The sequence below is a fragment of the Peptoniphilus phoceensis genome, from assembly GCF_001517665.2.
In the GTDB taxonomy this organism is placed as follows: Bacteria; Bacillota; Clostridia; order Tissierellales; family Peptoniphilaceae; genus Peptoniphilus_A; species Peptoniphilus_A timonensis.
Genome location: NZ_LN999809.1, coordinates 502,405 through 528,055 on the forward strand (window position 1 = coordinate 502,405; position 25,651 = coordinate 528,055).

At 28.3% G+C, this 25,651-nt stretch carries 24 protein-coding genes; 3 read left to right on the forward strand and 21 right to left on the reverse strand.

Translation table 11 applies throughout. The annotated features are described in order from the left end of the window. Nucleotides 1–84: 84 nt before the first annotated feature. Nucleotides 85–381 carry a LysM peptidoglycan-binding domain-containing protein gene (locus BN3657_RS06620; protein ID WP_062552271.1) on the reverse strand — a complete coding sequence of 99 codons (297 nt, stop codon included), beginning with the start codon at nt 379–381 and terminating at the stop codon, nt 85–87. A 194-nt stretch (nt 382–575) separates the two neighbouring features. On the opposite strand from BN3657_RS06620, the gene lexA reads away from it, so the two are divergent. Continuing rightward, nucleotides 576–1,196 (forward strand): transcriptional repressor LexA, encoded by a 621-nt coding sequence (gene lexA / locus BN3657_RS06625; protein ID WP_019138301.1) that lies wholly within the window; start codon nt 576–578, stop codon nt 1,194–1,196. 98 nt (nt 1,197–1,294) lie between these two features. On the opposite strand, the gene BN3657_RS06630 is transcribed toward lexA, so the two are convergent. The 15 genes from BN3657_RS06630 to der form a co-directional block, all read right to left on the reverse strand. Continuing rightward, nucleotides 1,295–2,590, reverse strand: a complete 1,296-nt coding sequence (locus tag BN3657_RS06630; RefSeq protein WP_062552272.1) for a methionine gamma-lyase family protein — start codon at nt 2,588–2,590, stop codon at nt 1,295–1,297. A gap of 13 nt (nt 2,591–2,603) precedes the next feature. Next, on the reverse strand, nt 2,604–3,515 hold the full coding sequence (miaA, locus tag BN3657_RS06635) for a tRNA (adenosine(37)-N6)-dimethylallyltransferase MiaA (protein WP_062552273.1): 912 nt from the start codon (nt 3,513–3,515) through the stop codon (nt 2,604–2,606). Next, on the reverse strand, nt 3,516–5,387 hold the full coding sequence (mutL, locus tag BN3657_RS06640; RefSeq protein WP_187363627.1) for a DNA mismatch repair endonuclease MutL: 1,872 nt from the start codon (nt 5,385–5,387) through the stop codon (nt 3,516–3,518). Continuing rightward, the gene (gene mutS, locus BN3657_RS06645) at nt 5,387–7,996 is read right to left on the reverse strand and encodes a DNA mismatch repair protein MutS (RefSeq protein ID WP_062552275.1); all 2,610 of its coding nucleotides are present in this window, start codon (nt 7,994–7,996) and stop codon (nt 5,387–5,389) included. The genes mutL and mutS overlap by 1 nt, the downstream gene beginning before the upstream one ends. Next, nucleotides 7,986–9,386, reverse strand: coding sequence for a tRNA (N6-isopentenyl adenosine(37)-C2)-methylthiotransferase MiaB (gene miaB, locus BN3657_RS06650; protein ID WP_062552276.1), 1,401 nt, complete (start codon nt 9,384–9,386; stop codon nt 7,986–7,988). The genes mutS and miaB overlap by 11 nt, the downstream gene beginning before the upstream one ends. Nucleotides 9,387–9,466: 80 nt before the next feature. Further along, the gene (locus BN3657_RS06655) at nt 9,467–10,843 is read right to left on the reverse strand and encodes an NAD(P)/FAD-dependent oxidoreductase (protein WP_062552277.1); all 1,377 of its coding nucleotides are present in this window, start codon (nt 10,841–10,843) and stop codon (nt 9,467–9,469) included. Further along, a complete protein-coding gene (locus BN3657_RS06660; RefSeq protein WP_062552278.1) occupies nt 10,830–11,747 on the reverse strand; it encodes an RluA family pseudouridine synthase in 918 nt (305 codons plus the stop codon). The genes BN3657_RS06655 and BN3657_RS06660 overlap by 14 nt, the downstream gene beginning before the upstream one ends. A gap of 3 nt (nt 11,748–11,750) precedes the next feature. Then, nucleotides 11,751–12,206, reverse strand: a complete 456-nt coding sequence (gene lspA, locus BN3657_RS06665; protein ID WP_062552279.1) for a signal peptidase II — start codon at nt 12,204–12,206, stop codon at nt 11,751–11,753. A gap of 9 nt (nt 12,207–12,215) precedes the next feature. Then, nucleotides 12,216–12,998, reverse strand: a complete 783-nt coding sequence (locus tag BN3657_RS06670; RefSeq protein WP_062552280.1) for a YlmH family RNA-binding protein — start codon at nt 12,996–12,998, stop codon at nt 12,216–12,218. Further along, on the reverse strand, nt 12,992–13,444 hold the full coding sequence (locus tag BN3657_RS06675) for a cell division protein SepF (protein ID WP_062552281.1): 453 nt from the start codon (nt 13,442–13,444) through the stop codon (nt 12,992–12,994). The genes BN3657_RS06670 and BN3657_RS06675 overlap by 7 nt, the downstream gene beginning before the upstream one ends. Before the next feature lie 9 nt (nt 13,445–13,453). Then, entirely contained in the window at nt 13,454–14,164 is a 711-nt protein-coding gene (locus tag BN3657_RS06680; RefSeq protein WP_062552282.1) for a YggS family pyridoxal phosphate-dependent enzyme, read from the reverse strand. Nucleotides 14,165–14,173: 9 nt separating this feature from the next. After that, nucleotides 14,174–15,421, reverse strand: coding sequence for an HlyD family efflux transporter periplasmic adaptor subunit (locus BN3657_RS06685; protein ID WP_062552283.1), 1,248 nt, complete (start codon nt 15,419–15,421; stop codon nt 14,174–14,176). 51 nt (nt 15,422–15,472) lie between these two features. Beyond that, the gene (locus BN3657_RS06690; protein ID WP_062552284.1) at nt 15,473–16,480 is read right to left on the reverse strand and encodes an NAD(P)H-dependent glycerol-3-phosphate dehydrogenase; all 1,008 of its coding nucleotides are present in this window, start codon (nt 16,478–16,480) and stop codon (nt 15,473–15,475) included. After that, nucleotides 16,477–17,067, reverse strand: coding sequence for a glycerol-3-phosphate 1-O-acyltransferase PlsY (gene plsY / locus BN3657_RS06695; RefSeq protein ID WP_062552285.1), 591 nt, complete (start codon nt 17,065–17,067; stop codon nt 16,477–16,479). The genes BN3657_RS06690 and plsY overlap by 4 nt, the downstream gene beginning before the upstream one ends. Then, on the reverse strand, nt 17,064–18,404 hold the full coding sequence (gene der / locus BN3657_RS06700; protein WP_062552286.1) for a ribosome biogenesis GTPase Der: 1,341 nt from the start codon (nt 18,402–18,404) through the stop codon (nt 17,064–17,066). Before der ends, plsY begins: the two co-directional genes overlap by 4 nt. 107 nt (nt 18,405–18,511) lie before the next feature. Between der and BN3657_RS06705 the strand changes: the two genes are divergently transcribed. Both BN3657_RS06705 and BN3657_RS06710 read left to right on the forward strand, forming a co-directional pair. Then, nucleotides 18,512–19,291, forward strand: coding sequence for a threonine/serine exporter family protein (locus BN3657_RS06705; RefSeq protein WP_062552287.1), 780 nt, complete (start codon nt 18,512–18,514; stop codon nt 19,289–19,291). Continuing rightward, nucleotides 19,288–19,746 carry a threonine/serine exporter family protein gene (locus BN3657_RS06710; protein WP_062552288.1) on the forward strand — a complete coding sequence of 153 codons (459 nt, stop codon included), beginning with the start codon at nt 19,288–19,290 and terminating at the stop codon, nt 19,744–19,746. Before BN3657_RS06705 ends, BN3657_RS06710 begins: the two co-directional genes overlap by 4 nt. 113 nt (nt 19,747–19,859) lie before the next feature. On the opposite strand, the gene tnpA is transcribed toward BN3657_RS06710, so the two are convergent. From tnpA to ligA, 5 genes are all read right to left on the reverse strand, one after another. Continuing rightward, nucleotides 19,860–20,315, reverse strand: a complete 456-nt coding sequence (gene tnpA / locus BN3657_RS06715) for an IS200/IS605 family transposase (RefSeq protein WP_062551533.1) — start codon at nt 20,313–20,315, stop codon at nt 19,860–19,862. A 173-nt stretch (nt 20,316–20,488) separates the two neighbouring features. Continuing rightward, the gene (gatB, locus tag BN3657_RS06720; protein ID WP_062552289.1) at nt 20,489–21,919 is read right to left on the reverse strand and encodes an Asp-tRNA(Asn)/Glu-tRNA(Gln) amidotransferase subunit GatB; all 1,431 of its coding nucleotides are present in this window, start codon (nt 21,917–21,919) and stop codon (nt 20,489–20,491) included. After that, entirely contained in the window at nt 21,916–23,367 is a 1,452-nt protein-coding gene (gene gatA / locus BN3657_RS06725; RefSeq protein ID WP_062552290.1) for an Asp-tRNA(Asn)/Glu-tRNA(Gln) amidotransferase subunit GatA, read from the reverse strand. The genes gatB and gatA overlap by 4 nt, the downstream gene beginning before the upstream one ends. A gap of 10 nt (nt 23,368–23,377) precedes the next feature. Further along, nucleotides 23,378–23,659, reverse strand: coding sequence for an Asp-tRNA(Asn)/Glu-tRNA(Gln) amidotransferase subunit GatC (gene gatC, locus BN3657_RS06730; RefSeq protein ID WP_019138318.1), 282 nt, complete (start codon nt 23,657–23,659; stop codon nt 23,378–23,380). Next, nucleotides 23,652–25,649: an NAD-dependent DNA ligase LigA gene (gene ligA, locus BN3657_RS06735; RefSeq protein WP_062552291.1), complete on the reverse strand. Its 1,998-nt coding sequence runs from the start codon at nt 25,647–25,649 to the stop codon at nt 23,652–23,654. Before ligA ends, gatC begins: the two co-directional genes overlap by 8 nt. Nucleotides 25,650–25,651 lie beyond the last annotated feature (2 nt).

A 25,651-nucleotide genomic window follows, 5' to 3' on the forward strand; every position in this document is an offset into this window, starting at 1 on the left:
TCATAATTAAGGCCAAAGCCTTAAAATAATTGTATATCTTTTAAAAGCATAAGTCAAACTAAAAAGTGCGTATAATGGCTTAATCTATTTACTTTTATAGATAGGTATAGCTAGTTTATATCCTGGTTTTATATCATATGAGGAAATGCTATTTGCTTTTTCAATGTCCATTACAAATTTCATTTTATTCTTATATTCGTAATTATTTGAAATACTCCAAATAGTGTCCCCACTCTTAACAGTATAAACATCATAAATTATTTCTTCTTCATTATTATTTAAATCATAATCATTTTTTACAATTAATCCAGAATTAAATATAAAAATAAATAGCAAAAATAATAATACCTTTGGTTTATTTATTACAATTTTACGTTTCATAATATCACCTCAAAATGTTGTTTCGTTTTAGTTTAAACTTTTGTATCAAACATAAGTATCAAATATAAGTTCTAAACATATGTTACATCGTATGTTCTATAATGTCAATAGTTTAGAAAAATTATTTAAACTATCGTTTGAAATACCTGTTCAAGTATGGTATTATGATAGTATAAAAATGAGGAGGTATATCCATGTATGATGAATTAAATCAAAGAGAACTTGAAATCTTATTTTTTATAAAAAGATTTATTGAGTCCAAGTCATACCCACCTACTGTTCGTGAAATATGTAGAGGTTGTAATATTAAATCAACTTCCACTGTTTACTATGCACTTGAAAAATTAGAATCAACTAACTATATTAGAAAGGATGCATCTAAAACCAGAGCTATTGAAATTGTTCCTCAAGATGATGACATTTTAATGCTTAAAAAGAAAACTGTTGATGTTCCTGTACTTGGTAAAGTAACTGCTGGCTCCCCTATTCTTGCTGTTCAAAATATAGAAGACACTATGCCATTACCTATTGAATATGTTTCAAATAAAGAACTTTTTATTTTAAAGGTTTCTGGAGAAAGTATGATTAATGCAGGAATTTTTGATGGAGATTATGTAATAATTGAAAAGACAAATTCCGCTAGAAATGGAGAAAAAGTTTTAGCACTAATAGAAGATGAAGCAACTATAAAAACTTTTTATAAAGAAGAAAATAGATATAGATTGCAACCAGAAAATGATTCTATGGAACCTTTTTACTTTGACAAAGTCGAAATATTAGGAAAAATTGTTGGACTTTACAGAAAAATTAACTAAAATAAAAACCTTACTGCTTTTAAAAAACAGTAAGGTTTTTCTAAAATTAAATATTAAAAGATTTAATTTTTTGAGAAGCATAAAGGCATCTCTATTTTTTAATTATCTTTTATTGTAATTAAATTTTCTTTGTCAAGTGCATTTAATAAATGTATTAATGCAAACTTAATGTGATAATAAGACAATCCTCCTTGGAAATAAACATAATATGGATCTCTCATAGGTCCGTCAGCTGAAAGTTCTATTGAAGAACCTTCTATAAAGTCCCCTGCTGCCATTATTACTTTATCATCATAACCTGGCATATCCCAAGCTATTGGAGTGAATTCAGAGTCTACTGGAGATGAAAATTGAATATATTTACAAAAAATCTCAAGAATCTCTGGCTTTTTTAATTCAATTGCAGTAACAATATCACTTCTAGGGTCAGAGCTTGCCGGTATTGTTTTAAATCCAAGTTCTTCAAAACTTTTAGAAAAAAGAGTAGCCCCTTTTATAGCATCTTCAACAATTTTTGGAGACATAAAAAGTCCCTGAAGAATTTGTCTTGTCATCCCAAAAGTTAAGCCACAATCTTTACCAATACCTGGAGCTGTAAGAATATTTGCTGCTCTTTCAACAAGTTCTTCTTTTCCAGCTACATATCCTCCTGTATAACAAAGACCACCACCAGGATTTTTAATAAGGGATCCTGCCATTATATCGATACCAATTTCACTTGGTTCTAAAATTTCTGTAAATTCGCCATAGCAATTATCAACAAAGATTTTTATATTTTTATTTATTTTTTTTACTTCATCTATTGCTTCTTTAAGTTCAGATATTGTAAAAGCTCTTCTATTAGAATAACCTGTTGATCTCTGCATTATAACAAGACTTGTGTTCTCTCTTATATAATTCTTTATATTTTTTACATCTATTTTATTGTCTATTAAAGGAATTTCTGAATATTCATAGCCGCTATTGATTAATGAATCTTCACTATTTCCCCTAATTCCTATAACCTTTTGCAAGGTATCGTAAGGTGTTGATGTTACAGATAAAAAATGATCTCCTGGCTTTAACACAGCCTTAATAGCAAGTGTAATAGCATGAGTTCCTGATACTATATTAGATCTAACTAAACTATCTTCTGTTTTAAAAATCTTAGTATATATGCTTTCTACCTTATCTCTACCAATATCACCATATCCATATCCTGTTGTCCAATTAAAGTCTGTTGCTTTGAGTCCTTCTTCTTGCATTGCTTTTAAAATTTTAACCTGATTATACTGTGCAATATCACTAACTTTTTGAAATTTATCTTGTAACTTACTTTCTATATTATTTACAAATTTAATTATTCTTGAATCTATGTCATACTCTTCTTCAAATAATTTATCGTATATTGTCATCTTTTCTCCTAAACTATTCATATAACTTACAATTAATATAATTCTCTATATCTTCTAGCAAATTATCTGATTCCCTGTCAAACCATTTTATCCTATCATCTCTTCTAAACCATGTTAATTGTCTTTTTGCATAATGTCTTGAATTTTTCTTAATTAAGTCAACCATTTCATAATAATCAATTTCATTATCTAAATATGAAATAACTTCTTTATAACCTATAGCTTTAAGAGATTGGGAGTTTTTATCTATTCCTTCCTTTAATAGACCTTGAACTTCTTCAACAAGACCTAGATTTATCATTTTTTCGACACGACTATTTATCTTGTCATAAAGTCTTTTTCTATCCATATTTAACCCAATATAGACTAAGTTATAATCCTTATTCTCTTCTCTAAATTTATTTCCTTTTATATTACCATCTTTTAAGATTTCAAGGGCTCTAATTATTCTTTGACCATTATTTTTATGAATTTTTTTTGCCATATCACTATTAAGAGCAAATAATTTATTATATAGAACTTCACTTCCTTCGTTTTCTAATATTTTATTTAATTCATTTCTATATTGATAATCTGCTTCTGTTTCAGTGAAGTCAAGATTATAAACAAGAGAATTGATGTATAGTCCTGTCCCGCCTACGACAAAGGGCACCCTTCCTCTTTTGTTTATGTCGCTAATAATAGCCTTTGACATATTTTTAAATTCTGCTACAGAAAAAGTTTCATTTGCTTCTACAATATCAATCATATGGTGAGGAATAGTAGTTTTACTAAGGTCTATCTTAGCAGTTCCAATATCTAATTTTTTATATATTTGCATAGAGTCACTGGAAATAATCTCCCCTTTATATTTTTTTGCAAGTTCTAAAGAAAGCTCAGTTTTTCCTATTCCAGTTGGTCCCGTTATTATTACTAATTTTTCCATTTATTCCCTCAAAAATAATTTTGATATCGTATGTTTAGAAACTTCAACAATTGTAGGTCTACCATGAGGACAAGTATAAGGATTTTCACAATTTTTAAGATCTCTTATAAGTGATTCAATCTCTATATTTGAAAGATCGTCTCCTGCTTTTACAGAAGCTTTACAAGCTTTTCTCATAATCTTATATAAATCCGCCTCATAATTTGATGAAATTTCTCTATCTAAAGAATCAATTATATCTCTAATAAAATTTACATATGTTGGCATTCCAAAAATCATTGGAACTTCTCTTAATACAATTGATTGATCACCAAAATCATCAATTTTAAATCCAAGTTTTATGAATAAATCTATATAATTTATTATCTTATCGTACTCTATTTGATTTAACTCAATAATCTCGGGCTTAATTAAAATTTGTGAAGAAATTTCACTAGTTAAATACATTCTTCGAAATTTCTCATAATTAACTCTTTCATGAGCAGCGTGTTGATCAACTATAAAAGTTTTTCCATCTCTTTGATTTTCAAGTATAATATAAGTTTTAAAAAGCACACCGACAATCCTAGTATTTAGAAGATCTTCATCTATATGACTGACTTCTTTATTAAATAAAAAGTTTTTTTCTTCATGAAAAGTTTTGTCTTTATCTTTAGTCTTTTTATCTTCACTATATAAAATCGAATCCTCTTTAAGAGAGTCAGAATATAGATTATCGTCTACATTAAATTCATTTTCAAGTTCCCAAATACTTTTTACTTCATTATTACTTTTAATTTGATTATTTTCATTGGAGTTACTTACTTTTTCTTCGCTATCCTCTTCATCAAATATATCAAAGATATTTATATTTTCTTCTTTTTCTTCTATTTCAATTTCTCTAATGGATCTATTAGGAAAAATTACTTCTTCGACTACTTCTGACAATAATGAAGTCAAAATATTTTCATTAGAGATTTTTATTTCATTTTTCTTTGGATGAATATTAACATCAATTAACTTGGGATCAATATCGATATAGAGTACAAATACTGGATATCTATTAAGTGGAATTAAAGAGGAATAATTTTTTTCTACAGCTCTAGAAATATTAATATCTCTAATAAATCTTCCGTTAACAAATATATATTGACTATCTCTATTGGATCTAAAAAGTTTGTTATTAGAGAAGAAACCTCTGATTTTATAATTTTCAGATTCAAAATATCCTTCATTTAAAGAAGAAGCTATCTCAGAACCCAAAATTGAAAATATTCTATTTATAGGATTTTTATCACTACCTGTATTTAATATGGTTTTTCCATCTCTTATAAGTGTAAATTTGATGTTATTATTGCTAAGTGCAATTTTTTGTACAATATCTATTATATTACTTATTTCAGTAGAATCTTTTCTCAAAAATTTTTTTCTTACTGGAGTATTATAAAAAACATCATTAATTATAAAGCTAGTTCCTTTAGGCATGCCTATCTTATTCTTTTTTATAATTTTTCCATTTTCAATTAATAAAGAATTGCCAGCAAGATCTTCTTCTGTTTTTGTCATCAATTTTATTTTTGATATATTTGCAATACTAGCAAGTGCTTCTCCTCGAAATCCTAGAGTTCTTATTTTCTCTAGATCTTCTATAAATTCAAGTTTAGATGTAGAATGGCGAAGAAAGGCAATCTCCAAATCATCTTCAGAAATACCAGAACCATTGTCAGTAATCTTAATGTAATTTGTACTTTCTCCTCTCAATTCTATTAAAATATCATCTGATCCAGCATCAATAGAATTTTCTACTAATTCTTTAACTATTGAAGCAGGATTTTCAATTATTTCTCCAGCTGCTATTTTTGAAATTGTTGATTCATCTAAAAGTCTAATCATCATAACTCCTTAGATCGTTTTACTATTTCATCTAATATATTAAAGGCTTGCATAGGATTTATTTCAAGAATATTAATTTCTTTTAATTTATTAATAAAGTTCATTATTTCAGGATTTTCATGTTCATCTTTAACAAATTCTTTGTTTAGATCTATACTAATGCCTTCATTTTCCTTTTCTATTACCGCCAGAACTTCCTTTGCTCTATCTATTATTTTATTATCTATACCGGCTAATTTTGCAACATCAATTCCATAAGAATTATTAGTAAAACCTTGAATTATCTTTCTCAAAAAAATAATATCGTCATCTTGTCTATCAACTGCTATTGTTAAATTTTCAATTGAATCATATTTTTCCTCAAGATGAACTAATTCGTGATAATGTGTTGCAAAAAGCGTTTTAGCTTTTATATTTTCTGCAATATATTCAATTATTGCATTTGCAATAGCAAGCCCGTCGAAAGTACTAGTCCCTCTTCCAACTTCATCAAGAATCAAAAGCGAGTTTGAACTTGCATTTTCAATAATATCTGCAACTTCTTGCATTTCAACCATGAAAGTTGACTGTCCCTTTGCTAAATTGTCGCTTGCACCAATTCTAGTGAAAATTCTATCCACTAGAGAAATATTACATGAATCACAAGGAACAAAAGAACCTATATGTGCCATAATTGTTATTAAGGCAACTTGTCTCATATAAGTGGACTTACCAGCCATATTAGGTCCAGTAATTATATGAATCATATTATTTTTTGTATCAATAAAAGTATCATTAGGTACAAAAAAATCATCTTTCATATATGATTCGACAATAGGATGCCTTCCTTCCTTTATTTCTATAAAACCATCATTATTAAATTTAGGTCTGGTATAATTATTTAAATTCGAAACTTTTGCAAGAGATAAAATGGAATCCAGATCAGATAATTTATCAGCCAATATTTGAATTCTATAAATTTCTTTTCCAATAAAATCCTTTAGTTTGTTATAGATTTCAGCTTGAAGGTTAAGAGCCCTTTCTTTAGACCCAAGTAACTTTCCTTCCATTTCTTTTAATTTCACAGAAAAAAATCTTTCTGAACCTACTAAAGTTTGCTTTCTTATATAATCCTCTGGAACCTGATCTAAGAAAGATTTTGTAACTTCAATAAAATAACCTAGAATTTTGTTATGCTTAACCTTTAATTTTTTTATACCTGTACGCTTTCTTTCTCTTTCTTCAAAATCAAGAAGCCAATTCTTACCTTCAATTGATATTCTAAATAATTCATCTAAATCCTTAGAATATTCTTCTTTTATTATTCTATTTTCTTCAATAATTACAGGTGGATTATCTATTAAGACATTATCTATCTCAGAAGAAATATCGTCTAAATCTATGAAATCTTTTGACAATAAATTTAAATAAAAATTATCTTGTGATTCTAAAATTTTCTTTACTTTCTTAGAATTTTCAATTGTTGATTTAAGAGAAACTAATTCTCGTGGATTTATAGTTCCATTTGATATCTTAACAACAAGTCTTTCAATATCATAAACTTCTTTTAAAATATTTTCTAATTTATCTAAAAGCAATAAATCTTTTGTAAAAGACTCTATTAGATTTAGTCTTCTTTCAATTTTTTCCAAATTTATTAGAGGACTCTCAACCCATTTTTTTAATTTTCTTGATCCCATAGATGTACTACATTTATCTAAAACATCTAATAGTGAGCCTTTTTTTGTAAATGTATTTAAACCTTTTACTATTTCTAATGTCCTTTTAGAACTTTCATCTAAAAATAAAAAATCAAAATTATTATAATATGAAATATTATTTATATGTTTTAAATTTATTTTTTGAGTGATTACTAGATATTGTAATAACTTTTTTAATGAAATATAATCATTAATATTATTTTTGTCTAAAAAGTTTTTTAAATTATCTTTAAAGGTATCACTAAAATAATCTCCAAAATCTTTTATTAAATTACTTTTTTTTAAATTTTCTGATATATAAGCATTTAAAAAAGCATTGTCTTTTTTTAGACTCTTTTTGAATTTTTCAATTTCTTCTTCGTTTATTAAGATTTCATTAGGACTTATTCTGTCAACTTGATCCCTTAAAAAATGATAAAGTTCAGCTTTTGATAGAAAAGTTTTTTCTATAAAATATATTTCTCCAGTTGAATAATCTGAATAAGTGAGATTTATATAATAAGCTTGTATAAAAATTGAAAGAAGATAATTATTTAAATCACTTTTTAGATATTCTGTGTCTGTAAAAGTTCCAGGAGTAATAATTTGTGTTACTTCTCTCTTTACTATTCCCTTTGCAAGCTTTGGATCTTCAACTTGATCACAAATGGCAACTTTATAACCCTTATCAATTAATTTAGATATATATGACGAAGCAACATGGTATGGAACACCACACATAGGTGCTTTTTCTTCTAAACCAGCATCTCTTTTAGTTAGAGTAATTTCAAGTTCCCTAGATGCTAATAGAGCATCATCAAAAAACATTTCATAAAAATCTCCAAGTCTAAAAAATAAAATAGAGTCTGGATTTTCATCCTTAACAGCAAGATATTGCTGCATCATTGGTGTTAATTTTTCACGATTCAACTTTCTCACCCACTAGAGAAAAACTATTTGCATCTTTAATTTTAACTTTAACTATTTTACCAACGTCACTTTTGTCACCCTTGAAGTTAACAAGTTTAAATTCATTAGTTCTACCACTAACATTACTTTCATTCTTTCTTGAAATATCTTCTACTAAGACATCTACATTCCTACCAATAAAAGCTTTATTTTTCTTTTCTTGTATAGGGTACAAAACATCAAGAAGCCTTTCAAACCTATCATGTTTAATTTTGTCAGGAACTTGATCTTTTCTATTTGCTGCAGGAGTATTCTCTCTAACAGAATATATAAAGGTAAAAGATGTATCGTATTCAACTCTTTTTGCTAAGTCTAAGGTGTCAAGAAAATCTTCTTCACTTTCTCCAGGAAAACCTACCATTATATCTGTTGATAAGGCAATATTTGGATTAACACTTTTTACCTTATCAATTTTTCTAAGATAATCTTCTTTACTATATTTTCTATTCATCATTTTTAAAACCCTTGATGATCCTGCTTGAACAGGAAGATGTAAGAAGTTGCAAAGCTTATCAAGATTTTTAAACGAATAAATTAGCTCATCAGATATATCTTTAGGGTGAGATGTCATAAACCTAATTCTCTCAATGCCATCAATTGCATTAACTTCTTCTAAAAGATTAGCAAATGTAAATTTATCATCAAATGTCTTGCCATAAGAATTTACATTTTGACCTAATAGAGTAACTTCCTTAGTTCCATTTTTAGCGAGTTCTTCAATTTCCTTTATAATTTCACCAGGTCTTCTACTAGTTTCTCTTCCCCTAGTGTAAGGTACAATACAATACGAGCAGAAATTATTGCATCCATACATAATGTTTACATAAGACTTAAATTTATAAAGTCTGTTAGCTCCAAGGCTATCATCAATACTCAAAGCATTTTCTTCGATATCAATAGCAAGTTTTTTTCCATCGTAGGATAAACTTAAAAGTTCTGGTAGCTTCCAAATGTTATTTGTTCCAAAAATTATATCTACATTTGGAAATTTTTCAATAACATAATTTCTTGACTCTTCCCTTTGCATCATACATCCACAAACAGCTATTTTTATATTTCTTTTTTTATTTTTTAAATTTTTTAAATTTCCAAGTTGACCATAAACTTTATCCTCTGCTGAGTGTCTTACAGAGCAAGTATTTAAAATAATTAGATCTGCATCATCAATCTCATTGACAAAAGAATATCCCATTTTTTCTAGCAGCCATGTTATTTTCTCAGAATCATGCTCGTTCATTTGACAGCCATGCGTTATTATAAGCGCTTTTTTATCATCAACATTTTCTTTTATACTTCTAATATATTCATTTACATTATTATTAATATCATTAATTAGTTCTTTATTTTCCATTTATATCCTCATTTCATATCTTTATATTATAACTGAAAAATAGCCTATTTATCAAGAAAAGAGTATGCATATGCATACCCTTAAGATAAAATTTTATTTAAATATCTAGCTACATAAACTCCACAGGCAGATGCTTGTGAAAGTGAATGAGTAGCACCTCCACCATCACCTACTACAAATAAACCATCAACTGAAGTTTCAAAATTATTATCAATTTCAACTCTTGAGTTATAAAATTTGACCTCCACACCATATAAGAGAGTATCATCATTTGCAGTACCAGGAGCAATTTTGTCAAGAGCATATATCATCTCAATAATTGAATCCAACTGTCTTTTTGGTATAACGAGAGATAAATCGCCAGGCGTTGCTTTTAAAGTTGGTTCTGTAAAACATTTTTGCATTCTTCTTTCATCAGACCTTCTACCCTTAACTAAATCACCAAACCTTTGAAGTAAAACTCCCCCGCCTAACATATTACTTAATTTTGCAATAGATTCTCCATATTCATTTGAATCTTTAAAAGGTTCTGTAAATTTATTACTAACTAAAAGAGCAAAATTAGTATTATCTGATTGTAATTTTGGATCAGCATAAGAGTGACCATTTACCGTTATAATTCCATTAGTATTTTCAGCAACTACTTGACCATAAGGATTCATACAAAATGTTCTTACTAAATCATTATATCCCTTTGTTTGATAAACGATTTTTGATTCATAAACCGCATCTGTAATATGTTTAAAAACTTCTGCAGGAAGTTCAACCCTCACTCCAATATCAACTTGGTTAGAAAACAAATTTATATTAAATTTTTTACAAATTTTTGAAATCCATTTTGATCCACTTCTTCCTGAAGCTAGAACAAGTTTATCACAAAGAAAAGTTTCACCCTTGTCAGTTGTAAGTTTAAATTTCTCATCTTTATCAACATCGACTATAGTTGTATTAAAAATCATTTCAACTTTACCTCTAGTCCATTCATAAACTTTTTCTAAAATCTTAACATTTCTATCTGTCCCAAAATGTCTTACTTTAGCATCTAATAAATGTAAATCATGTTTAAGTGCAAGGGTTTTTAAATTAGAGGATGTAGTTTCATAGAGTTTTGAATTTCCACCATCAAATCCACATAGTACAGAATCAACATATTCCATAAGCTCAATAGAATTATCCTTGCCAAGAAATTCATGGATTTGTCCACCAAAGTTAGTAGTAATATTATATTTTCCGTCAGATAATGTCCCAGCTCCGCCGTAACCGTTCATTATATTACAAGGATTGCATGATATACAATTTTCAACTTTTCCTGCCTTTATTGGGCATTGCCTCTTGTAAATTTCATTACCCTTATCAATAACAAGGACCTTTAAATTTGAATTTAATTTTTTAAATTCATATGAAGCAAATACTCCACTTGCACCTGCTCCTACAATTATAACATCATATTCCTTCAATTTTTATCTCCCCATTAAATTTTGCCATAAAATCTTCAAATCTCTTTGGAAATTTGTCCACTATTTCCATTTTTTTACCTGTAATTGGATGAATAAATGTAAGTTTATAAGAATGTAAAAGCTGTTTATTAATTTTAAACTTATTTCTTTTACCATACAGCTCATCACCAACTACTGGGTGATTTACATAAGAAAGATGCACTCTTATTTGATGCGTTCTTCCTGTATGAAGGTGAACATCTAATAGACAAAAATCATTAAAATTTTTAAGAACTTTAAAGCTTGTAGATGCACTTTTAGAATTTTTTTCAATGACTTTCATTTTTATTCTATTATTTGGATCTCTACCAATTGGTTCATTGACATCAAAATCATTAAATATATTTCCATGAGCTATAGCTAAATAATGTTTTTCTATTTCACGGTTTTTAAACATATCAACTAATTTATAATATGCTTCCTCTTTTTTTGAGATAATCATTAAACCAGAAGTATCTTTATCCAGCCTATGTACTATTCCTGGTCTTTCAGAATCAATTGGGTTAGATAGTTCATCAAATTGATTAAGTAATCCGTTTACCAATGTACCTTTTTTATTTCCCGCTCCAGGATGAACAACTAAATTTTGTGGTTTTGATATAACTGCTAAATATTCATCTTCATAAATAATATCAAAATCAATTTCTTCAGGTAGAATTCTAAAATCATCCTCATAAGAAACTTCTATTTCGTCTCCACATTTTAAACAATACCCTGCTTTGACAACTTTTTTGTTTAACAAAATATTTCCAAGATCAATATTTTTTTTAATTTGTGACCTATTAATATCTAGTTCTTTTTCTAAAAATTTGTCCAATCTAAGTCCTTCAGAACTTAAATCAACAGTGAAATTATTTTTATACATAAATCACCTTTTATTATCGTGTAGAATTATCCCAATTGAAATTAATATTGTCCCTATAACAATAAAAACATCAGCAAAATTAAATATTGCAAAATCATGTCCAAAAAATTTCATACTAATAAAATCTACAACATAATGAAGTCTAACTCTATCGATAAAATTTCCTATAGTTCCACCTATTAACAAACTAAAACTTAATAGATAAATAAAGGGAACTTTATTGTAATTTTTAAACAAAAAAATAATCAAAGCCAAGAGAACAATTATAGTTATAATAGCAAAAAGTGACCTGAATCCTTGTAAAATCCCAAATGCAGCGCCTCTGTTTTCTATATAGTAAAGCCTTAAAAAATTATCGATTAGTACCAAAGAATTTTGATTAGCCAAATTTGTAGCAGCTAAATATTTTGTGAATTGATCTATAATTATTAAAATTATGCTAAATATAGCAACAAACATATTATCTCCTTATTTATTTAATCTTACTATCAATACAAAATTACCCTTTTTTGTATTTCCTTCTAAATCGAAAATTCTGAATCTACCATATTTTCTCAAGGATACCAGGTCATTAAGTTCAAGTTCAATGTGAGATCTTGTTTCGATAGCATAGTTAACCTTAACAAATTCCCCACTAATCATTTCTTTAACTTTAGATCTTGAAATATTAAAAACCTTGGCAATTAAATTATCAAGTCTAAAAGATGATACAATTATTTTTTTATAAGTGTATTCCTTTTTTGGTAAGTCCGAAACACCATTTTCTCTTGATAGATAAATATTGTATTTTGAAATTTTATTAAGATTGATTTCAACAAAGTTTGCAATTTCTCTTTTAACAAAAAAATAAGTGAATTTTTCTCCAATTAAAATATCACCTATTTTTCCTCTGTCTATACTTAATCCAATAAGTGAACCAAGTACATCACCATGTTTAATTTTTTTATTTGATTCAAATTTAAATAGGACAAGATCACTACCTATATTTTCATATATATAGCTGGGGTATATGTAAATTATAGATAATTCAGAATCTTCATATCCCCCATCTATTTTGTAAGATATATTATCTTTAAACCTATTTAAAACGGAAATAGATAAATTAATCTCGTGAGGATTTAAAAAATCTGTAGAAGTCGGAATATGACTATTTATTACAGATTCCATTTTGTCAATAACTTTTCTAATAGAAATTTTTTCTTCAGGTCTATTAATGTGATTAATTAAATCTATTCTATTTAAATTTACCAAGGAAACATTCCGTTATTTTTAAGTTGCTCTTTTAATCCATCGATTTCAACATTATTAGGTGCAAGAATAAAAATATCTTTATTTACCTTTTGCATCTTACCGTCAAGAGCATAAAGAGCTCCACTTACAAAATCAAAAATTTGTCTTTTTACGTCAACATCAAGTTGTTCAAAGTTTAAAACAACTGCTTTAAAATCTCTTAAATCATCAACAATTAATGGTGATTCGTCATAGGAAAGTGGTTCGTGAACTGTTATAACCATATTGCTAGCTGATAATTTAGACTTAGTTGCTGGTTTGTGACTAACTGTTTTTGGTGTGTAAGCAGGTTCTACTGCTTCACTTTCATTTACTTCATTTTCAAAATCATCATCAAAATCTTCGTACTCATACTCATCTGCAAAACCAAAGATTTTCTTTAATTTGTCCATAGTTTTTTCTGCCATAATATCCTCCTAATTATAATTCCTATTTCCAAATAGTTTAGAACCAACCCTAATCATATTGGATCCTTCTTCTATTGCCAATTTAAAATCATGGCTCATTCCCATTGATAAATACTTCATTTCTACGCCCTCATACCCTTTTGATGAGATTTCTTCAAACTTATTGTTCATTTTTTCAAACAATTTCCTAAGTAATAATTCATCATTTGTATTAGGTGCAATAGCCATAAGTCCTTTAATATTAATGTTTTTAAAATCTAAAAGTTCGTAAATAAATTTTTCTGTATCTTCATAATTTATTCCAAACTTACTTTCTTCATTTCCAATATTAATTTGAACAAGACAATCAACACAAATATTATCTTTATTAGCTCTTTTATTTATTTCTTTAGCTAATTTTAACCTATCAAGTGATTGGATTAGTTTTACTTTATTATAAATATATTTTACTTTATTCGTCTGCAAATTGCCAATTAAATGGAAATTTATTTTATTATTTTTTACATTTTCTTTTATTTTTTCATCCTCTATCTTAGAAACAAGTTCTTGTACTTTATTTTCACCAAATTCAGTAAGACCTAATTTATTAAATTCATCAATCATTTCCACAGGATGAGTTTTAGAAACTGCAATTAACTCCACATCTCTTTTAAATTTTGATTTTTCCTTTGCAATTTCTATATCTTCATAAAGTTTATTCAAATTGTCTTTTAAATCCAAATTATCACCTCAGTTTAATATTCTTGATTCATCGACAGTTTTTGGATTTATCACGATTGCATCGTTCACAGTTAAAGTCTTATAGGATTTATCACCTATACTTATAACTGACTGTTTATTTCCCTTGTTTATAAATACGGTATCGTTAGATTCACTTACTATTTCAACTGGAACAAATTTAACAAGTCCTTTTATTTCTTGTACATAAACACCAATTAGATTATTTCTTTCAATCAATGTGGATTTAGGAATTTCAAATCCCTTTGTTTTATTTACAATAATTTTTCCTTCATGAACTCTATTAGAATACATATTTTCAAAATATCTATCGAGACTGACAATAATAACAGCATGATTATCATCTTTGTTAATTTGTTCAACTACTCCATAAATATCTTCGATTTCTGGAATTTGAATCTTTACAGAATCTCCAACATTGTAATTTGATATATTTGAGGCATTGTTTATTGTACAAGCTAGTTTCCAATTTAAGTTATTAATTATCTTAAAAAGAGGATCTCCATTTTTTACTCTAGTTTCCATTTCAAGATTTTTAAAAGAATAATTTTTTTCCAAGTATTTATATGTAAACTTGTTTAAATCATCAATTTTAAAATGTTCTTCATTTCCATCTATTTTATAAGAAACAATTCCACTAAATTCTGATTTATAAGAAAAATTATATTTTGAGATCTTTTCTTCCAGATCATCTTTTTTAATATTTAATTCTTCTTCTGAAAGTTCTAAATATTCTTTTAATTCAGCAGCATTAATATTCTCATTAATTTCACTATCAGTAGAATTTAAATCAAAATACACTCCTGAAAAATTTTTGTTTTTTATTTGTTCTTGTAAATTTTTAGTAAATCCTTTACTATTCTCTCTCTCAACTGGCTCTATACCTTTTTTTATTTTAATAGCTGCATTAATTCTTGTTAATTCATCATTAAGAGATGACACATCTTCCATTAAATTTAAATTTGCAATCTCATAACCCGAAGGGACTTTTTGACCTTCACTGGCATGAAATACAACTATTCCATCTCCCTTTGCAAAATATGCTTTTTCTTCAAAGATATTATAGATTTTTGTGTCAATGTCTTTTTCAAAAGTGGTTAAAGTTGGAAAAATAGTCTTATAATCACTTATACGATTTCCTCTTATTAACTTTCCGAAAATCATTAGCAAAAATAAAATAATTATACAAGCAATAACTCTTCTTCTAAAATATTTATTTTTTTTTAAAGATCTACTCAAAAAACCACCTATTTACTAAATAATTATATCATAAAGTCTTCTAATAAGAAATTATTCGAAAAAGATTTGCTCAATTTCATCTTTGTTCTTCCTAGTCATCAACTCATAAACAGCTTTATTAGGATCATAACCTTCATATAAAACTCTATATAGTGCTTTTGTGATTGGCATTTCGATTCCTTTTACTTGAGAAAGTTTATATGCAGATTTTACAGTTTTCACTCCCTCAACTACTTGACCAACTTCTTTGCAAGCTTCATCCATTGACTTGCCTTCACCAATTAATATACCTGCTCTTCTATTTCTTGAGTGCATACTAGTACATGTAACTATTAAATCACCAATTCCAGATAGTCCATTAAAGGTGTGAGGATTTGCTCCAAGAGATATTCCAAGTTTACTCATTTCATAAATACCACGAGTCATAAGTGCTGCCTTAGTATTATCACCATAGCCTAAACCATCATTCATCCCCGCTGCTAAAGCTATTATATTTTTTAAAGCACCACCCATTTCTACACCAACTAAATCTGGATTAGTGTAAATTCTAAATATAGGTGTTGAAAATTCTTTTTGAATTAGTTGAGCAACTTCAAGATTTTCTGAAGATGCTACAAGAGTTGTTGGTATATCTTTACCAACTTCTTCAGCATGAGATGGCCCTGATAAAGCTACAAAGGGATTATCTTTTAATATTTCTTTGGAAATTTCTGATATTCTATCTAGGCTTTCAACTTCTATTCCTTTGGAAAGATTAACAATAATTGTATCCTTAGAAATTTTATCTTTTATTTTATTTAAAATTTCTCTTGTACTAGAAGTCGGTACTCCAATTATAAAAGCATCTATTCCATCAAGCACACTTTCTAAATTATTTGTTAAGTTAATTTCTTTTTCAAACTTAGCCCCTGGAAGATATTTTGAATTTTCTTTATTTATTTTAATATCTTCAATAACTTCTTCGTTTCGGATATAAAAATTAACTTTGTGGCCCTTATTAGATAGTAACCTTGCTATTGCAGTTCCCCAGCTTCCTCCTCCACAAAGAGTAAGATTCATTTTTTACCTCCTATTTTATTCTCATTACCTGACATAATTCTTTTTATGTTTTCTTTATGTCTTATAATTCCAATAATAGAAATTATATTTATAAGAATAATATTATAAATTGAAAGGTCTGACATAAAACTGTAGACAATAATAATTGATCCAAAAAATAAAATTGAACCTACAGAAACCATTTTTGAAATTATAGTTGCCAATAACCACACTATATAACATATCAATGTTAGCGGAAAATTAAATAAAGCTAATGCTCCTAAAGTTGTAGCTACTCCCTTTCCACCTTTAAAATTCATATAAAATGGAAAATCGTGTCCAATTACTGCAGCTAGTATTCCAAGAGGAACAAAGTTATATCCAAATAATTTTCTTATTAATATAGTTACAATAGCTCCCTTTAAAAAATCAATTAAAAAAGTTAAAACTCCTGCTTTTTTTCCAAGAACTCTCATGGCATTTGTTGTCCCAGCATTACCAGAACCGTATTTTCTGATATCTTTATTTAAAAATATATTTCCAATAATGTATGAACCTGAAATTGTTCCTAAAAAATATGAAATAATCAAAGTTAAGATATAATTCATCTTCTAGGTCCCTTATCTGATCTTACATTAGTTCTATTTTTTAGTTCTAAAATAATTGGAGTTCCATCAAAGGAATAGGTATCTCTAATTTGATTTTCTATATACCTCAAATAAGAAAAATGGAAAAGTTCTTTATCATTTACTGATAATAGAAATTTTGGAGGTCTTACACTTACTTGAGATCCATAATAAAGTTTGCCACGCTTACCTTTATCTGATGGTGGTTGATTCATTAAAACAGCTTTATTAAGTATGTCGTTTAACACTCCAGTTTGGATTCTATGATTGTAATTATTGTTTACAAGCTCAATCATATCTAAAAATTCATCAACTCTTTGACCAGTTTTAGCAGATATAAAAACAATTGGAGCATATGAAACAAAAGGAAGCTCTTCTCTTATTCTCTTTTCGAAGTTCTTCATAGTTTTTGTTTCTTTTTCGAGAGCATCCCACTTGTTTACAGCTATTATAATCGCCTTATTATTATCATGAGCGTATCCAACTATTTTGGAATCTTGTTCCGTTACACCTTCGAGAGCATCAATCATAAGGACACATACATTTGATCTTTCAATTGCTGTTAAAGTCCTAATAACTGAATATCTTTCAACTCCTTGAGCAATTTTCTTTTTCTTTCTTAGTCCAGCAGTATCTACAAATATATATTCATTATCCTTGTATTTAATTAATGAATCAATTGAATCTCTTGTTGTCCCAGGTATATTTGTTACAATAGACCTATTTTCGCCAGTCAAATAGTTTAGTAAAGAAGATTTACCAACATTAGGCTTTCCTATTAGGGTTACTCTTATGTTATCATCTTCTTCAATTTCATCTAATGGTGTCAAATCCATAACCACTTCATCTAGTAGGTCACCTATACCAGTTCCTTGTTCTGCACTAATTCCTATAGGTTCACCTAAACCTAATTCGTAAAAATCATAAATATTTTCTTTTGTTATTTTTGAATCAAATTTATTTACAGCAAGGATTACTTTAGTTTTAGTTTTTCTTAAAAAGTTTGAAATTTCTCTATCTGTAGGATTTATTCCTTCAGCTCCATCAACAACAAATATAACGGCATCTGAAGTATCTAAAGCTATATCTATTTGTGCCTTAATACTAGACATAAATATGTCTTCATCTTTTAAATCAAGTCCGCCTGTATCCACTAATAAAAATTTATAATTAAGCCAAGTAGCAGGCTGATAAATCCTATCTCTAGTAACACCTGGTGTGTCTTCTGTAATTGATATCTTTTTTCCAACTATTTTATTAAATAGTGTAGATTTGCCTACATTTGGTCTGCCAATTATTGAAATTATGGGCATTTCCATATAATCACCCCTATTTTAAATATTATATCAAACTAAATTATCATAATCAATTTACTAATTAGATTGAGAATAAAAAAACTGCATAGTATAATTGTTTTGGTGATAAAATGGCTAAAGTCTTAAATAATATAAAAGATGCTAAAGATTTAATGAACCTATCATTATATACTGGTGCACTTCTCATCCAAAATGGAGCAGAAAGTTATAGAGCTGAAGATACAATAGAGCGAATTTGTAAATCTGTTTCTAATATTTCAAATGTTGCGGCTTATGCCCTTCCTTCCGCTATATTTATTTCTATGGAATTTGAAGGTGAAACTCTTAGCAATTTTAGAAAAATTACAATTTCAGATACAAATCTTTACAAGATTGATTGTGTAAATTCCTTTTCTAGAGAATTTGTCTCAAAAGACCTTTCAATTAAGGAAGCTTATGATAGACTTTTTGAAATTGACGGAAAAGAAGAAAGTCCATATAAAATATATTTTTCAGGAGGAATTGCGGCCTCTTTTTTCTCTGTTTTATTCGGAGGAAATATAAAGGATTTTGCTGCTAGCTTTTTAATTGGTATTTTAATCCCGATTGTATTGGATAAATTAAGTTATCTGAAACTTTCCTTTTTTATAAATAATATTATCTGTGCTTTTATAACATCAATACTTGCAATTCTATGTGTTCATTTTGAATTCGGTTCAAATGTGGACAATATAGTTATCGGAGTAATAATGCTTCTTGTTCCTGGAGTTGCTATAACAAACTCTGTCAGAGATATTATGAGTGGAGAATTTATAACAGGTGCTATAACCATGATTAAAGCATTTTTCATTGCTCTTGCCATAGCTTTTGGAGTTGGTGTTGGTTTGAAAATTATGAGGTTTATATTATGAGAAGTCTAGAACAATTTCTTTTATCGACTTTAGCAACTTATGGTTTTACAATCTATTTTAAATTACCCAAAAGAGTTAGACTCATTACTTCAGCATTGTCAGGTTTTATTTGGGTTGTATATGAACTCTTATATGATTTTTCTGATAATTATATGATTTCTTATTTAATTTCTTCATTTTTAATAGGTGTCTTTTCTGAAAGTTTTGCTGTGTATTTTAAAAAACCGGCAACAGTATTTACCTTACCTTGTTTAGTTCCCCTTGTTCCTGGAGCTGGCATGTATTATATTATGTATTATTTTATAGAATCAAACTATGTAGTAATGAGAGAGCAAGTTATTAAAACAACACTCACTACATCTGCTTTGGCTTTGGGCATTGTATTATCTCAAGGTATTGTCAGAATAATAAGAGAATTAATTAGAAATTATAAAAATAATAGTATAAATACTTAAAAAATAAAAATCCACCGGCGTAGCCGGTGGTTTTGCTTTTGCGGTCCAAAGGACCTTTTTTGCTAGCTGCGTCTCAAGGACGCTTGTGGTTTACCACTTGCAATTACTACTAGCTAACCCCTAAAGGGGTCTGTGTTGTCCATTGTTATCTGACCACTTAATTCATCCTCTTTAAGTTGGTTATGAATATACTCTTTTATTGCTTTTGTATTTTTTCCTGCTGTATCTACATAGTATCCTCGGCACCAAAATTGCCTTCCTCTGTATTTGTATTTTAAGCTACCCCACTTATCGTATATCATAATACTGCTTTTGCCTTTTAAAAATCCCATAAAACTAGATATACTCAATTTTGGTGGTATTTCTAACAACATGTGCACGTGATCTGGACAAACTTCTGCTTCTATTATGTTAACTCCTTTCCAGTTGCAAAGCTCTCTTAATATTGCACCTATTTCTAATCTTTTGCTTCCGTAAAATACTTTTCTTCTATATTTCGGAGCGAACACTACATGATATTTACAATTCCATTTTGTATGTGATAGACTATGTGTATGATTTAAATTCATAAAAAACCTCCTGTTATTTTTGTGTTCTGGTAAACCACAATTTATTTTAACATGGAGGTCTTTTTTTATTAGTTTTTCATCGCTAAAGCTAAATTGAACCCCTGGTCTAACCAGGGGTATTCTAATTACAATAAACCCTAGTTATATTGTAACTAGGGTTTTAAAGAATAAGATTATCTTTCATTAATTTTTTTAACAATCATTTCATTTGCAATTTTTGGATTTGCTTTTCCTCTAGATTTTTTCATAACTTGGCCAACTAAAAATCCAAGTGCCCTGTCTTTACCTTCTTTAAAATCAATAATAGATTGTTCATTTTCATCTAAAACTTCATCAACTATTTTTTCAATAGCTGAATGATCAGTCATTTGAACAAGTCCAAGTCTCTCAATTATTTCTTGAGCACCATCACCTGTTTCAAACATTTCTCTTAAAACTTTTTTACCAGCATTATTACTTATTTTTTCACTCTTAATTGACTTTAAAAGTTCAATAAATTGCTTATTTTCAAATGGAAGTTCAAATTTAACATCATCAGTTATTTCTACTCTTCTTAATATTTCAGTTTGAATCCAATTTGAAAGTAAAGTGTAATCATAAAAATCTTTTGCAAGTTCTTCAAAGAAATTAGCAAGTTCTCTAGATGAAGTTAATACAGACGCATCTTCTTCTGTTATTTTATATTCATCGACAAATCTTTCTATCATTTGAGATGGAAGTTCTGGCATTTTATCAACTATTTCTTTTATCTCTTCATCTGTAATATTAACTATTGGAAGATCTCCTTCTGGTGCAAATCTATAATCATTTGCTGTGTATTTAACTCTCATCAAGACTGTTTCATTTTTCGCATCGTCCCATCTTCTTGTTGTTTTAATTTCATCTTCATTATTTTCAAGAAGTTTTATGTGCCTATCTACTTCAAAATCAATAGCTTTTTCAACACCTCTAAAGGAGTTAAGATTTTTAACTTCTGTTATAGATGTCTTTTCTCCAGTTTCCACATTTTTGACATTGACATTGACATCACATCTAAGAGATCCTTCTTCCATCTTACAGTCAGAAATATCTAGAAATCTCAATGTTGATTTTAATTTTTCAAGGAATTCACGAGCTTCTTTACCGCTTGATATATCAGGTTTTGTTACAATTTCAATAAGTGGAACTCCACATCTATTGTAATCCATAAGGGTTTCATTTTCTTCTGTGTGGAGGCTCTTAGCAGTATCTTCTTCCATTTGAATTTGGAATAAACCAATTTTTTTCTTACCTTCATCTGTATCAATTTCAAGATATCCATCAGTACAAATAGGTTCATCATTTTGAGTAATTTGAAATCCCTTAGTTAAGTCTGGGTAAAAATAATTTTTTCTATCAAATTTAGATTTATTATTTATTTTACAATTAAAAGCAGTACCTGCCATTACTGTATAGTTAATTACATTTCTATTTAATACAGGCATTCCTCCAGGAAGAGCTAAACAAACTGGACAGACATTTGTATTAGGTTCATCACCAAAAGTATTCTTGCAAGAACAAAAAGCTTTTGTTTCCGTAGAAAGTTCAACGTGAATTTCTAAACCTACAATTGTTTTATATTTCATTTATTTAAACTCCTTTCAAAAGCTAATGATGCTTGAAGTAAATCTTTATCTTTAAATCTCTTTCCAGTAAATTCTATTCCAACTGAAAGACCATCTTCTCCAGCTGGCATTGGCAATGAAATTGAAGGAGATCCAACAATGTTTGCAGGTACAGTAAATAAATCTGCTTGATACATTTCAACAGGACTCATGTCATCGTCAATTTTAAACGGAAGAACTGGGAATGTTGGACAAATCATAAAATCATAATCTTTAAACATCCTATCCATATCTTTCTTAATAAGACCTCTTACTTTTAAAGCCTTATAATAAAATTCGTCTGCATTATCCATAGAAAGAATATGAGTACCAATCATTATTCTTCTCTTAACTTCGTCGCCAAATCCTTCGCTTCTTGAAGCACGATACATTTCTTCTATTGTTTCAAATTTTTTATCTGTTCTATGACCGTATCTTATAGAATCAAAACGTGCCATATTTGATGAAATTTCACCATTTACTAAAATATTATAAGTTTCAATCACATGGTTAAGTGATTCAATTTCATATTCTTCTACTACTGCTCCATTTTCCTTTAAAATTTCAATAGCTTTATTTAGTTCACCACTTACCCTTTCATTTAAATCCATATTTAAATAAGTTTTTGGAATAGCAAACTTCTTTCCTTTAAGATTTTTTATTGAATCATCAGAAAAATCAAAATCAAAATTTAACCCAGGATTACCCACAGAGGTTGCGTCTTTTTCATCACGACCTTCTATTACATTAAACATCATTGTGAGGTCTCTTACATCATTTGCAATAACACCTGGTTGATCAAAGGTATTAGCCATAGTTGCCATTCCAAATCTTGAAATTGAACCATAAGTTGGTTTCATTCCTACTGTCTTACAAAAACTAGAAGGTTGTCTAACAGATCCACCAGTGTCGGATCCAATTGATATAGTTGCCATATTTGCACTTACTGAAGCAGCGGATCCTCCAGATGAACCACCAGAAACTCTTGTTAAATCCAAGGGGTTTTTTGTTACACCAAAATATGAAGTTCTTGTTGATGCCCCCATAGCGAACTCATCTAAGTTTACCTTACCTAATATTACTCCATCATTTTTCTTTATTTTTTTTACTAAACTTGCATCATATGGAGCAATATAATTTTCGAGCATCTTAGATCCACATGTCATTTTTACATCTTTAACTGAAATATTATCCTTTATAGAAATTGGAACTCCAGCAAGAGCTGACATTTCTTCTCTATTATGAAATTTTTCATCAACTTTTTTTGCTTGATCTATTGCCATCTTTTCAGTAACTGTAATATAAGCATTAATATCTTTATCTTTTTCTTTAATATTATCTAAAAATTCTCTTGTAACTTCTTCACAAGAAAAATCTCTATTTCTATATCCTTGGGCAATCTCCCAGGCTTTTAATTTACTAAAAGTCATGAGTCTCCTCCTAATCTACAAACTTAATAAGTTTAAAATAACCGTATTTTTTAGTAGCGGCATTTTCAAGTGCCTCTTCTTGTGAAAGAGACTCACCAGTTTTATCTTCACGAATATTATTTTCTGTTCCATTAACTTGAAAAACTTTATCGACACCATCAGTATCAATTTCTTTTATCTTGTCAACAAGTTTAATATTTTCTTCAAAGGTTGGTGCAAATTTATCAAGCTCTTCTTCAGAAAAATCTATTTGAGCTATATTTGCAATATGCCTTATTTCTTCTTTATTCATTTAAACCTCCTACTAATTCTTTAAGATTTTTTAAACTTAAAATTTTTATATTTAAAGATTTTGCTTTATCATATTTAGAACCAGGGTTTTCACCAACAACTACATAGTCAGTTTTTTTACTAACAGAACTTGTAACTTTTGCTCCTAAAGAAATTAATTTTTCTTCTAATTCTTTTCTCGGAATTTCTAAACTTCCTGTTAATACAAAAGTATTTCCTTCAAGCGGCTTTTCTAAATCCTCATCATTTTCATATTTTGGTTTTACACCTAACTCAAAAAGCTCACTAACTGCTGTAATTATTCTGTCATCGTGGAAAAATTCTACAATTTCTCTCGCAGTTATATCACCTATATCTCCAATAGAAATAAGTTCAGCTTCATCTGCATTTCTTAATTTTTCAAAATTTTTAAAATAATTTGCTAAATCTCTAGCAGTTTTTATACCTACATTTGGGATTCCTAAGGCATATATAAAATTAGCCAAATCCGGATTTTTAGATTCTTCTATTGCATTTAAAAGATTTTTAGTTCTCTTTTCTTTAAATCCTTCTATTCTTATTATATCTTCATATTTTAACTTGTAAACATCTGGGATTTCTCTCAAATTTACAGTTTCCATAAGTTTTTCAATAGTTTTTTCACTAAAACCCTCTATATCCATTGCATCTCTTGATGCAAAATGAGTTAATCTTGATACTAACTGTGGCACACAAGAGAGTGTATTAGGACAGAAAATATGAACTCCATCTTGATAAAGGTGTGAACCACAATAAGGACAATATTTTGGCTTTTCTATCTCAATTGTCTTCTCATCACTAGGTAAAGTTCCAAGAATTTCAGGAATTACATCATTAGATCTTCTAATTAAAACTCTTGAACCAATTTTAACTTTCTTTCTAAGTATATCGTCATAATTATTTAAAGTTGCTCTTTTAACAGTTACTCCGCCAATTTCTACTGGTTCCAAGATTGCAGATGGTGTTACTTTGGCAGTTCTTCCTACATTCCAAATTACATCTAAAAGAGTTGTTGAAATTTCTTCTGCTTCAAATTTATAGGCTACTGCCCAGCGTGGAAATTTATTAGTGTAACCAAGAGCCTTTCTAGTTTCAATATCATTTACTTTTATAGTAACTCCGTCAATTAGTATATCAAGTTTATCTCTATTTTCTCCTATTAAATTAATTTTTTCTAATATTTCAGAGAATTTTTTCACTTTAAAATTATATTTTGAAACTTTAAAGTTGTTATCTTTCAAGAAATTTTTAATATCATCATCTGATTTAAATAAATCTTCTTCAATATATCCAACATTATAGAAAAAAGCTGTTAAGTTCCTCTTTTTAGTTACTTTAGGGTCCAAGTTTCTCAAGGCACCTGCAGCAGCATTCCTTGCATTTTTTAGTTTTTCTTCATTATTTTCATTATACTTTTCAAGTTCAGATAGAGGCATTAAACCTTCACCCTGAACCTCAATTTTACCCGAATAATTTATACGAAGTGGAACTGAATAAATTGTTTTAACCTGTTCTAATATTTCTTCACCGACACTTCCATTTCCTCTAGTTGATGCCATAATGAGATTTTTATTATTATAAGTTAAATTTATGGTAAGCCCATCAAATTTAAGTTCTACTACAAATTCTGGATCAGGCAATTTATTTATATTGTTGTTGTTATAATCTTTAACAAAATTTATTATTCTATTATACCAAGCTAGAAGTGAATCATCACCTTGTGCTTTATCCATAGAATACAATCTTGAAAGGTGAATGTGTTTATTAAATTTATCTAAAACCGCTCCGCCCACTCTTGTGGTTGGTGAATATGAGAGGACAGTCCCAGTTTCATTTTCTAAATTGACAAGTTTATCATATAACTTATCATATTCTCCATCTGAAAGAAGTGGATCATCAAGGGTATAATAATGGTAATTTAATTTATCAATTTTTTGAATTAAATTTTCCATTTCTTTTATCTTATCATTCATAT